The following is a 12,714-nucleotide window of genomic DNA, read 5'->3' as shown; positions in this document are numbered from 1 at the left end:
TCCATACCCAGAGACAATGAAACGACGCCCCGAGTCAACGTCCTCGCTCCAGCCTCAGACGACGAGGCAATATCCCAACGCGGCGGCCATCACAGGAACCACCACCGACGTCAGCACATATCCCACGAACACGGCGATCCGCCCGCCGCGCAGCAACGTCACGGATTCGTTCATCATGGTGGAGAATGTGGAGAATCCACCAAGGAAGCCGGTCGCCAACATCACATGCGCGGGATCCGACAGAAACCGGCGTGAGTACAGACCTGCAATCACGCCTGCCAGGAATCCGGCAATACTGTTGATCACAAAGGTCGACAAAGGAAATGCCTTATGCCAAGAAGCTTTGATAACGGAATCACAAACATACCTTGCGGCGGCGCCGAGACCACCACACAGGCACACCGATACGGCGATGACCGCATTATTCATCAGTCCGCCTCCTTGCCCATGGCATGGCGATCACCATCGTTATGCTCGGCACCGGCAAACCGCAGCCCGACATGCGCGCCAACGTATGCCAGCAGACAGCCCACGATGAAGGTCGTGCAACAATATGCCGCACAATCCATGGCTTTGCCGTCATGCAGCATAGTGAATTCCTCGAGGGCGAGAGTGGACATGGTGGACAATCCTCCACACATGCCCATGCCACATCCACGGTTCACATATTCCTTCGCGCGCCCCACGATTCTGCGGGTTCCTCCCAGCCATGCCGAAAGCGCCGCGTATACGAAGCAGGCGGCCATATTCGCCGCGAATGTGCCGATATGGAATGCGCCGCAGTCGGGAATGACCGAACAAGCGTAGCGTAATGCGGTTCCGATGCATCCTCCAAGGAACACCACGCATATGAGATCGACTCGAATGATATGTTGTCGTGCCATGTATCTTCTTTCCAGCGAGGTGCCGAACCAATATGACAGACATGGAAGAATGGCGATGCCACAACCGCTGAATGCCATAAGGTACAGCACACCCTATGTCGTAGGAACTATCAGCGGGTTTGCGGTTCGAAGCCCGTAACGGCTTCAGGCGAGTCCCATCACCGCAGTCCAGTATATCCGGCACGCGAGGCCGTCCGTACCATCATTCACGATGCGGACAACTTCCCCGGACTACCGCAACGTACGATCCATAATCGTCGCCAATAGCGCGGCGACCCCCAAAACCGCAACTGTGATGCCAATGCCGTGGAGCCCTCCATCAGTGACCGTCTCACCAAAGAACACGCCACTCAATGAGGACGCACCGATAGACCCGATATAGATGGACGTGCGCAGCAGACCAGACGACGTGCCAATATGCTCGGATGCCGCTCGGCGATATAGCACGGTCTGACTGGTCGACATGCTGAGTCCCAACACCAGTCCCGCGACAGCGGAGGCGGTCAACGGCAATACGACCATGCCAGCGGATGACGTGCAAGCCAACAACATGCCCACCGCCACCATTGCCGAACAGCACACCATCAACGGCAAGCGCACTATCGGCTTCTTCGCGATGGATAGCGAAGCCACTGTCGCCACCACCCCCATCGGAATGATGAACATGCCGGAAACACCGGCGTTCATATGGCAGGCATCCTCCAGCCACTGAGGCAAGGCGTACATGACCACATAAGCGCCAAGCATGGTGAGCATCGCACGCAGAAAATTCAACGTCATCGCACTATCCGCCGCGAGTGAACGCACATCGACAAAAGGCGTCGCCGCATGCAACTCCCACGCGACAAAAGCCAACAAAGCGATGACAGTGACGCAACCGGACACCTTGTCGAAAGTAGGCAAACTCATAAGAACAATCAGCAGCGCGCTGATTGTGATGGAGAATAGCAACAGACCCATGACATCGAGATGCGCGATGAAGAAGGATACGGTCATGCGATGTTCATGCTTCGCATCGGGCTCGATGCTTGCCAATCCCAGCACAATCGTGATGATGCCGACCAACACGTTGACGAAGAGGGTGGAGCGCCATCCCAAAAGGTGACCAACAGGCCGCCCAACGGTGGACCGACAGCGATGAGCACCAGTCCCACCATAGCGAGAATGGAAAGGACCAACGAAGGCGGTTCCGCCAATCCCATGCGATCGGCCCGTCTGCGAACCAGCAGCATGGCAGCAGGATAGCCACAGGATGTGCCCGCACCAATAAGCACACGCGACGTCAGCAGCACGCCGAGATTCGGAGCGAAACCACCCAGTAGTCCTCCAATCATGACCAATGCCGCACCGGCCATGAACACCGAGCGAGGACCAATGATCTCAGAAAGCTTGCCCGCCGTCGGCTGCGCGATGGCACATGTCAGGTACAGCGCAGATATCAGCAGGGTCGCCCTTCCGGCATCAATCCGCAAATCATGTGAAATCGGTGCGAGCGCCGTCGAGATAAGCGTGCTGTTGACAGGGTTGAGACCGACCCCAAATATCATCGCCATGATGAAGGTCTTGGGAAACGCGGGAGTTTCTCTTGTCTTATCAGCCGTCTTCATCGCGTGTCGCCTCCCGTCGGCAGCGATTCCGTGGCGGCGATGCGTTCGATCAATGTGGTCGCAGCGGCGAGGTCCCCGCGCTCGCCGTCATCCAATGCATATTCGATGGCATGCGCCAGCCAAGTTGTTTGGCTAGCGGTTACGTGGGCGAGGAACGCATGTCCTTCATCGGTCAAGCCGACCAGTCGACGACGACGATCTTTCGAATCGGCATGCTGTGTGACATACCCTGTGGACCTCAGTAGTTCAAGACGCTGGGTGAAGGGCCATCCCACTTTTGCAGGATGGCCCTCCATATAAGAACAACAGACCTCAGGCAAGTTTGCCGTAGGCTTCGGCATCCACCGGCTCGAGCCATTCGTTGCTCATGGATGCCGGATCGCCCGCAGGGACCATGAAGGCTAGATGCGAGAATGATTCGCCGGGGGCGGCGCCATGCCAGTGCTTCGTATCCGCGGGGATGCAGACGGCCTGCCCGGCCTTGAGCTCCTTTGGCTCCTGTCCCTCGATCTGGTAGTAGCCGCGACCGCCGACCGCGATGAGTACCTGCGCCGCGTTGTGATGGATGTGCCAGTTGTTGCGGCAACCCGGCTCGAAGGTCACGTTATGGATGGCAATCTGCGGAGTCTCGAGCACCGGAGCAAGGTAGCTCTGTCCCACGAAGTACTGCGCGAAGCCGTCGTTCGGTTCTCCCATCGGGAATGCGCTCGGATTTTCCATTGTCGACCCGTCCTTTCATTTATGCTCTGTACCGTCCCCTATTCAACGCCCGGCGAAAAAGAATGTCCAATGTGAGTATGGCATATCGTTCCATGCGCCGATTGCATATCAAACCATTCATGCGAAGTGTTGGCTCTGCCAATCGAAACGGGATATGCTGACCTTCCGAACATCAACGGCAGAAGAGCTTCAGTATGACTGACATGAGCTACGCCCCACCGGGATGGTCCGGCATCCAAGTTTCCAAGGTCTGCCTTGGCGGTATGAGTTTCGGCAAGACCTCCCCGTAATTCCATCAGTGGACCATCGATGCCGACGCCACCGAACAGCCGTCAGTACAACATGGCGCTCACCCCATACTCCCCATGGCGTCCGGCCATCTGACCCATCCGTCCTGGGATTCCGATTCCAAACGCGGCACCACCGACGGCACCATGCGCAACAAGTACGATCAGGCACGTGCGCAGGATATGCCGATCATCGAACGCGTGCACGGGCTCGCGGAACGGCTCGGCGCGCCGATGGCGCGGATCGCCCTCGCCTGGCATTGGGCCAAGAACGTCACGGCACCGATCGTCGGCTGCTCGAAGACGGAGCGCGTGGATGACGTCATCGAAGCACTTGGAGTAAAACTCAGCGAATCCGACATCGCCTATCTTGAGGAGCCGTACACGGCACATGAACTGGTCGGCCCATTGGCCAGGCCGGGCGAGCGCGCGCTGGCCGGCACCCTTGCGCCGACCCTGAAGGAGAAAGCCAAGTAGCGCCACACGTCGCCGAAAAGTGGCTAGCGCACCGGGATGCAGATCTCGGTCACGAACTGGGCGGGATCCGATGTCAACCCTTCATCGATCAACGCGATCTCACGTGAGAACCCGGTGATGTCGAGACCCTGCTCTGCGGTGTACCGCATCAGCTCGCGGTACCGGTCGGGGGCATCGCCATGACTCCCCCGGAACCGGATGCGCACGCAATCGGTCTCCGGCAATGCCACGGTGTCGCCCTCATATTCGTCCTCGTCGTCAAGCAATAGGAACACCAACCCGTAATCGGCATATCCGCCCTGTTCCAACGATTCCTTGTCAATACCGACGCCGACCTTGCCGAGGAAGACCAGCGAATCCTTCTGATGCTGCTCCAGCTTGCGGATCGAATATTCCAGGCCGAGATACGAGTCGACCTTCGGTGAATCCCTGATCCAGACGATCCTGCAGGCGGGTTGCCGCACAACACGTATCACGTCGAATTCGGACTGCTCAGCGTCCCGCAGCCGCTCCAAGCGATGGTCGATCTTCCGCGAGACCATTTCCAGCCCATGCTGTTTGCGCTCGATCAGGGCTTTCTGTGCAACAAGCTTGTCCTCGATGACATGCACGTCGCGATTGTGCAGGAACTCGGCTATCTGCGTCAACGGCATATCCAGCACACGCAGGTACCGAATGGTGTTCAGCACCTCGAACTGCTTGGCACCGTAATACCGGTACCCGGTGCGCGGGTCGATATATTCGGGTTCCAGCAAGCCGCAACGCTCATAATGCCGAAGCGTGCCCAGCGACACATTGAACATATCTGCAACCTTGCCTATACGGAACAGTCTGCCGTCACCCGGCAAAGCGCCGCGCCCTCCACTTCGCTCACTCGCCGTCATGCACGCGCCTTCTCCGAAATTACGCCGTGACGCTTGAGCCACGCGTAGAAGCCAAGACAGATCAGCACGGAAAGCAGCGATCCGGCGGGTGCGGCGACGCCCATGGGGAACAAGGTGTTCGGGAACAGCTTGGATGCCAGATACGCCCCGGGCACACGGACCAGGGTGATGGCCACGATATTGTGGATGAATCCGATATAGGAGCGCCCGCATGCGGCGAAGAAGCCGCTGAAGCAGAAGTGGATGCCCGCGAAGATGCTGTCGACGATGTAGCTGCGGATGTACTGTGTTCCCAGCAGGATTACCGTCGCATCGGTGGTGAACAGGCCGACGATGGAGCCCGCCGTCAGTTCCACCACAATCGATATGACGATGCCGTAGACGACGGTGATCGCGGTGGCGTATCGCAGTGTCTTCGTCGCTCGCTCCATCCTGCCGGCACCGATGTTCTGCGCCGAGACGGCGGATACCGTGGCCAGCATGGACGACGGTACCAGGAACAACGCGCTGATCACCTTTTCGACGACGCCGACAGCTGCCGCATCGTTCAGGCCACGGTAGTTGGCGATGACCGTGATGATGATGAAGGCGATCTGGATGCAGCCGTCCTGAACCGCCGTCGGCACTCCGATGCCGAGAATGCCGCGGAGCATGGCCCTATCGGGGCGAAGATCGCCGAACTTCAGTCTGATGCCCGTACGCCGGCGGCGAATCGCCACCAATGTCACGGTCACACTGATGGCCTGCGCCAGTGTGGTGCCCAATGCCGCGCCCGAGGGACCAAGACGCAGCCAGCCCATAAACAGGTAGTCGAACACGATGTTGCAGAAGCATGCAACCGCAATGAAATACATGGGGCTTTTCGAATCGCCCATCCCACGGAACACCGAGCTGATAATGTTGTACGCGACGATGAACGGGATGCCGATATAGCAGATGGTCAGATACTGCGCGGTTCCCTCGACGGCTTCGACTGGCACGCCGATCAGCGAGATGATGTTGTGCACGTTCAACAGCAGAACGACCGTCAGCGCCAACGCGATTCCTGCGAACAGCGTGATGACGTTGCCGATGGCCTTGGCCGCACGGTCGAGCCTGTTCGCGCCGACCGCACGGCCGATGGTGACGGTCGCGCCCATGGCAAGACCCACGATGACCACGGTGAGCATGTACAGCACCTGGCTGCCGTTCGCCACCGCGGTGATGCCGTCGATGCCGATGAACTGTCCGGCGACGAACAGATCGGCCATGCCGTACAGCGTCTGCAGGAAATACGACAGCAGATACGGCAACGCGAAGGTGACGATCGTTCTGAACACGCTTCCCGTTGTCAGGTTCTTTCCCATGGGTTGTCTCTTATCCTCCCGTTTCGGCCTATGTCTTCCAGCAGGAAGGCTAAACCTTACAATGGTTGTAGAGTCAATCCCAAAGCATTGTCATGTCCAATATGCGGAAAACCGTCTTTCACCCCATGACCGGAGCGGTGGCTTCGTCTTTCACCCCATGACCGGAGCGGTGGCTTCGTCTTCCCCGTCCGGCTCGTCGGCGAGATCCATGAGCTCTCCCATCTTGTCCGCGTACACGCCCGTCTCATGCATGAGCAGGGCCCGCACTGCCCGAAGCGATTCGCGATCCCGAGGAAGACGGTACAAGGCGATGGTCGCGGCCATTTCGCCAAGCTTTTCATAGTTGTCCAACATGCGTTTGCGATCCTTGTGCGAAGCGAGCATCGCATCCATGCGATCCTCCGGTTCGGCGAAAAAGATATATCCGGCAAGGGTAAGCAGCAGACCAGCCTTCCTCACATTGCGTGCCTGGCCGTCAAGTTCTTTGACACCATTCTCGAACATGGTTCGATCACGCAGTCTGAAGCCTTCCTGGAGAAGACCCGAAGCCGACGGCCCCATAAGGGAGATGGCAAGGTCATGCAGATAGAGCGGGTCTTTCCATATATACTCCACTTCATATACGCCATTGTCCTCGATCTCGGCCAGTAGTTGGGCGACGGGCTTAGTGTTCTCATCCCACAGATTCCGATATGCCTCCACAATGTGTTCGGCGTCATACAGATATCTGGCATCGAGGCAAGCCGGATATTCCAATGAGCTGGTGACGCTTAGATCCACGGAACAGGCATATTCCAGATCCGCCTTGATCCGCATATCCTGCAACTGGGCGCATACATGCCTGTATCGGAAATCGGGATCACATCCCAATTCGACCACTTTCGGATCATCGCGGAGCATACACATACCCAATCCCCCATAAGCGAGAACCATCAGCGCCGCATCAGCGGCCCTAGGCTCGCCCCCTCCCCATCGCAACAGAGTGTATGCGGCCAGACGGTAGGTCTGTCGCAGGTATTCCATCATGCATTCGAGCCGTTTCCTTCTTCCGCCTCCGCTCTTCTTCCCCTTGGTCTTTTTCCTTCGGAACACCTCACGTGTATCGAACAGACCAAGCTGGAACGGCATCCTGTTGCTCGGCCGATGCGTCGCCACCGCGACGGAAGCATCATTAATCATTTCATACAGCCATGCGCTCATGCCGTATTTACGAACCACATTGCGGCATCCGGTCAGGAATTCGGCATCATAGCCTATTTGGAACCGATCCAATATGATCATATCCATGTCGAGGTTCACCGGCCATGACGTGCCGCCGAACAAGTCATCCGCAAGCTCGTGCACCACGTCATCGAACAGGGAAAGCGGACCTTCCATATCGTGTTCGAGACGTATCCGATCAAGGTCCGCGAAGCAACGCCCCGAGCTGTACCGGTCGAAGCGCTCGATCAGCCGATCCATCGTTTGCAGGAAAGCCTGTTCGTCCATATTGAATGGCGTGGCCACGGCAACTGTCATATGCAACTCCTTCGTCGTAGAGATGCACCTACTGTCGCATATCCGTCCACCTCTCCGTCACAATCCTTTGAAAAAAGTGGATAAGTGGACAATTTCCACCTATCCACACCCCCATACCTGTCTGTGGACAACTTGCGCAATAACAAAAGACCCTTCCTCCAAAAAGAGGAAGGGCCTGATCTTCGCGTAGGCGACGAGCCGGTCCGTCAGTTGATGAGTTCCTTGACCGCTGCGATGACGGCCTGCAGACTCGCCTTGGCGTCACCAAACAGCATCTGCGTGTTGTCTTCGAAGTACAGCTCGTTCTGGATGCCGGCATAACCGGTGCCACGGCCACGCTTCATGACCACCACGTTCTGCGCCTTGTCGACGTCGAGAATCGGCATGCCGGAAACCGGGGTGCCCGGCTTGCGGGCAGCCGGATTGGTCACGTCGTTGGCGCCGACCACCAGAGCCACGTTGGACTGCGGGAACTGCGGATTGATGTCATCCAGGTCGACGAGCTCCTCATACGGGACGTTGGCCTCGGCGAGTAGCACGTTCATATGGCCAGGCATACGGCCTGCCACCGGATGGATGGCGTAGGAGACTTCGACACCATGGTCCTTGAGCAGGGTGCCAAGGTCAGCGAGCTCACGCTGCGCCTGAGCCTGGGCAAGACCGAAGCCCGGCACGAAGATAACCTTTTCGGCGTATACAAGCTGGACGGCCAGATCGTCGGCGGAGGTCTCCTTCATGGTGCCCTCCGGCCCCTCTCCGGCGCCCGCCGCAGAATTGGAGCCGCCGAAGCCACCAGCCAAGACGGACAGCAGCGGACGGTTCATAGCCTTGGACATGGCGATGGACAGGGTCACGCCAGCGGCACCGACGAGCGCGCCGGCAACGATCAGGGCGATATTGTTGATGGCCAGGCCTGACATGGCCACGGCGGTTCCGGTGCAGGCGTTCAACACGGAAATGACAACCGGCATATCCGCTCCGCCAATCGGGATGACGAACACAAGACCGTAGCACAGGGCGAACACGGTGGTCAGGACCGACCACAGCAGACGCTGGTTCGGCTGCACGCACAGCATCACGAAGGATGCGACAGTGAGTACGACGAACAGGATGTTCCAGAAGCCCTTGCCAGGCAAGCTCAGCCTCTTGACCCACTTGATACCCTGCAGCTTGCCGGCCGCGATAAGCGAACCGGAGAAGGTGACGGAGCCGATCATAATGCCCAGTCCAGCAGTGATGAGCACCACAATGGACGGAGTTTCGGCGGATGTCAGAATGTCGTTCAGAGCAACAAGCGCAGCCGCGCCACCGCCTACGGTGTTGAACACGGAGACGAGCTGCGGCATGTCGGTCATCTTGACCTTCTTGGCGGAGACCACGCCCGCTACAGCGCCGATGACGATGCTGACGATCAGCACCACGACGGCGACGGAGTGTTTGAAACCGTTGGAGATCTCACCGGCGAACAGCACGATGAAGGCCATGGCCACGGCGAAGATCATGCCGATGGCGGAGACCATGTTGCCCTTGCGGGCGGTCTTCGGCGAATTCATCAGGTGCAGGCCGATGACGAACATCACTGCGGCCAGCAGGTAGACGAACCATTCGATGACGCCGAGCGGCGTGCTCAGCATTTCGGCCAGGGTACCCATTTACTTGGCCTCCTCTTCCTTCTTCTTGCCCTTATCGGACTTGAACATCTCCAGCATGCGGTCGGTGACGACATAGCCGCCGACGACGTTCATCGTGCCCAGCACTGCGGCCAGGAAGATGAACACCCAGGCGAGCGGGCTGGTCGCATGGGCGGCGACGATGACGACGCCGGCGATGACGATGCCGTGGATGGAATTCGCGCCGGACATCAATGGGGTGTGCAGGGTGGCTGGCACCTTGCCGATGACCTCCACGCCGATGAGCAGCGCGAGGATGAACAGTGTGATCGCAACGACGATATCCATGCCTACTTCTCCTCCTTCTTGGCTTCCTCGCCACGGCCTGCCACGACCATGGCGTTGTCAAGCTCCTCGTTCAGATCGACGGCGAGCTTGCCGTCGCGGACGAAATGCGCCAGCACGTCGGCCACGTTGCGGCTCAACAGATTGGACGCGGTGGTGGACACGCCACTGGCCAGATACGGGGCGCCGATGAGGGTCACGCCGTTGTCGGTGACCTGAGTTCCGACGGTGGAGCCCTCGACATTGCCTCCGAGATCGCTGGCGGCGCAGTCGACGATCACTGCGCCACGGTGCAGACCGGCGACTCCGGCCTTGGTCAGAAGGACCGGAGGCTTGCGTCCCGGCACCTTGGCGGTAGTGATGACGATGTCGAAGCCGGCGGCCTTCTGATCGACCGCAGCCTGCTGCTGGGCCTGTTCCTCGGCGCTCAGCGCGCGGGCATAGCCGCCCTCGCCCTGCCCCTTGGAGAAGTCCAGACCAAGATCCAGGAATTTGGCGCCCAGAGACTCGACTTCACCCTTGGAGGCCGGGCGAACGTCGTACGCGGTGACGACCGCTCCGAGACGCTTGGCCGTGCCGATGGCCTGCAGGCCGGCGATGCCCGCGCCCAGGATGAGCACCTTGGCCGGTCGGATGGTGCCGGCCGCGGTGGTCATCATCGGCAGGAAGGATCCGTAGGCGTTGGCTGCCACGATGGCGGCCTTGTAGCCCATCACGGAATTCTGCGACGTCATCTCGTCCATGGATTGAGCGGAGCTCAGCTGGCGTGGCAGCTTCTCCATGGCCACACCGATCAGACCGGCCTTCTCGATCGCGGCGACGTAATCGGCATCGGTGAATGATCCCAGCATGCCGATGATCCACGTGCCCCGCTTGACGCGGGCGAGCAAATCCTTGTCCGGACAATCGACGAATCCAAGCACGTCGGCGCGGGCGATCACATCATCGGCGGAGACGACCTGCGCGCCCGCCTTCATGTAATCCTCATCGACGTAATGCGAAGCGGCGCCCGCACCGGATTCAATCAGGCATGCAACGCCCGATTTACGCAACCTCGTTACGATATCCGGTGTCAGAGCAACACGGGACTCGTGCTCGGAAGTCTCATTGAGAACTCCGAAGACCACGGTGGCTTCAGCTTTTTCAGCCATAGGTGCCCTTTCTTCCTCATTAAAGAAATCTAAATGAACAGATACAGCGCTCAAGTGTAACGTACGTGACGCTGCCATACGCGCAATCGTTCATCTTTCGAATCTAGGAACTTTCCACCACACATCGAAAACCGTTATATAAGGCGCGTCACCTTACGCTACCGTAAGGTGACGTGTCGGACGCAACGGGCTATCATTCCTTCCTTAGATACTGTTTATATGTGTAGGAGAGTCACGTGTCCATCATCACCTCGTTGAACAAACAGGCCACCAATCTCGCGAAGAAGGCACTGCGCCTGGGAAACGATTTCGTGCATCCAGTCAGCGACGATTCCGGAAACACTCCGGATTACAACGATCCGGACAACATCCTCTCCCCCGACGGCCATATCGAGCTACCGCACACCACCGAATGGGGGCCAGGTTATCCGTCCACCACGTTCCTCGACCCGGAAACCGGTCTGCTGACTACGAAGACCGAAGGCAACCCCCCACTCGATGAGGGCACCACCATCTACGACATCTACGCCGATCGCGCCGAACGCATGGGCGATGAGCCGCTGTACACCTACAAGCAGGACGGCGATTGGGTCACGAAAACCGCCAACGAGACGCTCGCCGACATCCGTTCCGTCGCGAAGGGTCTGCTGCACTACGGACTGAAGAAGGGCGACGGCGTGGCGTTCATGTGCCGCACTTCCTATGCCTGGGACGTGTTCGACGCGGCCGTCATGGCCTGCGGCGGAGTGCTCGCCACCATCTACGACACCGATTCCGCCGAGCAGATCCGCAACATCGTCAACAACTCCGACGCGCGGCTGCTGGTCGTGGAGACCACGGACATGAAGGAGAAGTCGGACGGCGCCGAAACCGAATGCCCGACCTTGGAGCATATCGTCTGCTTCGAGACCGGAGGACTTGAGGAGATCAAGGCGTACGGTTCGGGCGTGAGCGACGAGCAGCTCGACGCCCGCATCGCCACTGTGAAGAAGACCGACCTGTGCTCCATCGTGTACACTTCCGGATCGACTGCCGCGCCGAAGGGTGTGGAGATGACGCACGAGCACTATTGCGCGACCGCGTTCAATCTGCCCGACTATATGCCCGAACTGCTGAATGACAAGAAGAACACGGTTCTGCTGTTTCTGCCGCAGGCGCATTCCTTCGCCCGCGCCATCAACTACATCTGCGTGGCAAGCAACCTGCACATCTATATCGCCCAGGGCATCAAGACTCTCATTTCCGATCTGCAGATCGCGAAGCCCTCGGTGATGATCGTGGTTCCGCGTGTGCTGGAGAAGGTGTACAACGCGGCTTCGCAGAAGGCCGGACATGGCGCCAAGGGCGTCGCGTTTGCAGCGGCGGTGGTCGCCGCGCAGAACTATATGAAGGAGGTCAGCGTCAAGGGCAAGGCCAGTGTGATCACCAAGGCTCGCCGCGCGGCCTTCGAACCGATGGTCTATGCCGCATTGCGTGAGGTGCTTGGCGGACGTGCCAAGTGGATTGTCGCGGGAGGCGCCCCGCTCGATCCGGAGCTTCTGGCGTTCTTCCGCGGCGCGGGCGTCCCCGTCTACGAGGGCTACGGCCTGACCGAGACGACCGCGCCGTGCGCGTTCAACGTGTTGGGCGTGCCGTATCATCAGGGTTCGGTCGGCATCGCGTTCCCCGGTTTCACGCTTCGTATCGCCGAGGACAGTGAGATTCAGGTCAAGGGCGCGTCGGTGTTCCCGAAGTACCATAAGAACGATGAGGCCACTGAGGATTCGTTCACGGAGGATGGCTGGTACAGGACCGGGGATCTGGGACGGATCGACGACGACGGATTCCTGTACATCATCGGCCGCAAGAAGGATCTCATCATCACAGCCGGCGGCAAGAACGTCTC

14 protein-coding genes and 1 riboswitch are annotated in these 12,714 nt (G+C 59.0%); of the genes, 2 read left to right on the top strand and 12 right to left on the bottom strand.

Annotation, left to right across the window (positions count from 1 at the left end):
• Positions 1-54: 54 nt before the first annotated feature.
• The 6 genes from OU26_RS00065 to OU26_RS00045 form a co-directional block, all read right to left on the bottom strand.
• Entirely contained in the window at positions 55-429 is a 375-nt protein-coding gene (locus OU26_RS00065; RefSeq protein WP_026645876.1) for a fluoride efflux transporter FluC, read from the bottom strand.
• Entirely contained in the window at positions 429-884 is a 456-nt protein-coding gene (locus OU26_RS00060) for a FluC/FEX family fluoride channel (protein WP_033498793.1), read from the bottom strand. The genes OU26_RS00065 and OU26_RS00060 overlap by 1 nt, the downstream gene beginning before the upstream one ends.
• Positions 885-978: 94 nt before the next feature.
• Positions 979-1,056: riboswitch (Fluoride riboswitch) on the bottom strand.
• A 59-nt stretch (positions 1,057-1,115) separates the two neighbouring features.
• Positions 1,116-1,949, bottom strand: coding sequence for an MFS transporter (locus OU26_RS10670; protein WP_337588534.1), 834 nt, complete (start codon positions 1,947-1,949; stop codon positions 1,116-1,118).
• On the bottom strand, positions 1,877-2,491 hold the full coding sequence (locus tag OU26_RS10665; protein ID WP_288267834.1) for an MFS transporter: 615 nt from the start codon (positions 2,489-2,491) through the stop codon (positions 1,877-1,879). Before OU26_RS10665 ends, OU26_RS10670 begins: the two co-directional genes overlap by 73 nt.
• Positions 2,488-2,787 (bottom strand): helix-turn-helix domain-containing protein, encoded by a 300-nt coding sequence (locus tag OU26_RS00050; RefSeq protein WP_236836204.1) that lies wholly within the window; start codon positions 2,785-2,787, stop codon positions 2,488-2,490. Before OU26_RS00050 ends, OU26_RS10665 begins: the two co-directional genes overlap by 4 nt.
• Before the next feature lie 16 nt (positions 2,788-2,803).
• Positions 2,804-3,211, bottom strand: a complete 408-nt coding sequence (locus OU26_RS00045; RefSeq protein ID WP_026645874.1) for a cupin domain-containing protein — start codon at positions 3,209-3,211, stop codon at positions 2,804-2,806.
• Between the two features lie 365 nt (positions 3,212-3,576).
• Here OU26_RS00045 and OU26_RS00040 point away from each other — a divergent pair, with 365 nt between their 5' ends.
• Entirely contained in the window at positions 3,577-3,975 is a 399-nt protein-coding gene (locus tag OU26_RS00040; protein WP_026645873.1) for an aldo/keto reductase, read from the top strand.
• Positions 3,976-3,998: 23 nt separating this feature from the next.
• On the opposite strand, the gene OU26_RS00035 is transcribed toward OU26_RS00040, so the two are convergent.
• The 6 genes from OU26_RS00035 to OU26_RS00010 form a co-directional block, all read right to left on the bottom strand.
• Positions 3,999-4,859 carry a MerR family transcriptional regulator gene (locus OU26_RS00035; protein ID WP_033498753.1) on the bottom strand — a complete coding sequence of 287 codons (861 nt, stop codon included), beginning with the start codon at positions 4,857-4,859 and terminating at the stop codon, positions 3,999-4,001.
• Positions 4,856-6,178: an MATE family efflux transporter gene (locus tag OU26_RS00030; RefSeq protein ID WP_237743770.1), complete on the bottom strand. Its 1,323-nt coding sequence runs from the start codon at positions 6,176-6,178 to the stop codon at positions 4,856-4,858. Before OU26_RS00030 ends, OU26_RS00035 begins: the two co-directional genes overlap by 4 nt.
• Before the next feature lie 177 nt (positions 6,179-6,355).
• Entirely contained in the window at positions 6,356-7,723 is a 1,368-nt protein-coding gene (locus OU26_RS00025) for a hypothetical protein (protein WP_033498751.1), read from the bottom strand.
• Positions 7,724-7,929: 206 nt separating this feature from the next.
• A complete protein-coding gene (locus tag OU26_RS00020) occupies positions 7,930-9,375 on the bottom strand; it encodes an NAD(P)(+) transhydrogenase (Re/Si-specific) subunit beta (RefSeq protein ID WP_033498750.1) in 1,446 nt (481 codons plus the stop codon).
• The gene (locus tag OU26_RS00015) at positions 9,376-9,681 is read right to left on the bottom strand and encodes an NAD(P) transhydrogenase subunit alpha part 2 (RefSeq protein ID WP_026645868.1); all 306 of its coding nucleotides are present in this window, start codon (positions 9,679-9,681) and stop codon (positions 9,376-9,378) included.
• A 2-nt stretch (positions 9,682-9,683) separates the two neighbouring features.
• Positions 9,684-10,829: an NAD(P) transhydrogenase subunit alpha gene (locus OU26_RS00010; RefSeq protein WP_026645867.1), complete on the bottom strand. Its 1,146-nt coding sequence runs from the start codon at positions 10,827-10,829 to the stop codon at positions 9,684-9,686.
• A 236-nt stretch (positions 10,830-11,065) separates the two neighbouring features.
• On the opposite strand from OU26_RS00010, the gene OU26_RS00005 reads away from it, so the two are divergent.
• Positions 11,066-12,714, top strand: a 1,649-nt coding sequence (locus OU26_RS00005) for an AMP-dependent synthetase/ligase (RefSeq protein ID WP_033498747.1), incomplete at its 3' end; no start/stop codon positions are given.

Source organism: Bifidobacterium ruminantium DSM 6489 (genome assembly GCF_000770925.1).
GTDB classification, from domain to species: domain Bacteria; phylum Actinomycetota; class Actinomycetes; order Actinomycetales; family Bifidobacteriaceae; genus Bifidobacterium; species Bifidobacterium ruminantium.
The sequence above is the reverse complement of the archived record's forward strand: the minus strand, read 5'-3'. Positions and strand labels throughout refer to the sequence as shown.

Excerpts from the sequence above, each read along its gene's own strand:
- OU26_RS00035 (WP_033498753.1), bottom strand. The coding sequence starts at position 4,859 with ATGACGGCGAGTGAGCGAAGTGGAGGGCGCGGCGCTTTGCCGGGTGAC.
- OU26_RS00045 (WP_026645874.1), bottom strand. The coding sequence starts at position 3,211 with ATGGAAAATCCGAGCGCATTCCCGATGGGAGAACCGAACGACGGCTTC.
- OU26_RS00040 (WP_026645873.1), top strand. The coding sequence starts at position 3,577 with ATGGCGTCCGGCCATCTGACCCATCCGTCCTGGGATTCCGATTCCAAA.
- OU26_RS00060 (WP_033498793.1), bottom strand. The coding sequence starts at position 884 with ATGGCACGACAACATATCATTCGAGTCGATCTCATATGCGTGGTGTTC.
- OU26_RS10665 (WP_288267834.1), bottom strand. The coding sequence starts at position 2,491 with ATGAAGACGGCTGATAAGACAAGAGAAACTCCCGCGTTTCCCAAGACC.
- OU26_RS00015 (WP_026645868.1), bottom strand. The coding sequence starts at position 9,681 with ATGGATATCGTCGTTGCGATCACACTGTTCATCCTCGCGCTGCTCATC.
- OU26_RS00065 (WP_026645876.1), bottom strand. The coding sequence starts at position 429 with ATGAATAATGCGGTCATCGCCGTATCGGTGTGCCTGTGTGGTGGTCTC.
- OU26_RS00020 (WP_033498750.1), bottom strand. The coding sequence starts at position 9,375 with ATGGGTACCCTGGCCGAAATGCTGAGCACGCCGCTCGGCGTCATCGAA.
- OU26_RS00025 (WP_033498751.1), bottom strand. The coding sequence starts at position 7,723 with ATGACAGTTGCCGTGGCCACGCCATTCAATATGGACGAACAGGCTTTC.
- OU26_RS00010 (WP_026645867.1), bottom strand. The coding sequence starts at position 10,829 with ATGGCTGAAAAAGCTGAAGCCACCGTGGTCTTCGGAGTTCTCAATGAG.
- OU26_RS00050 (WP_236836204.1), bottom strand. The coding sequence starts at position 2,787 with ATGGAGGGCCATCCTGCAAAAGTGGGATGGCCCTTCACCCAGCGTCTT.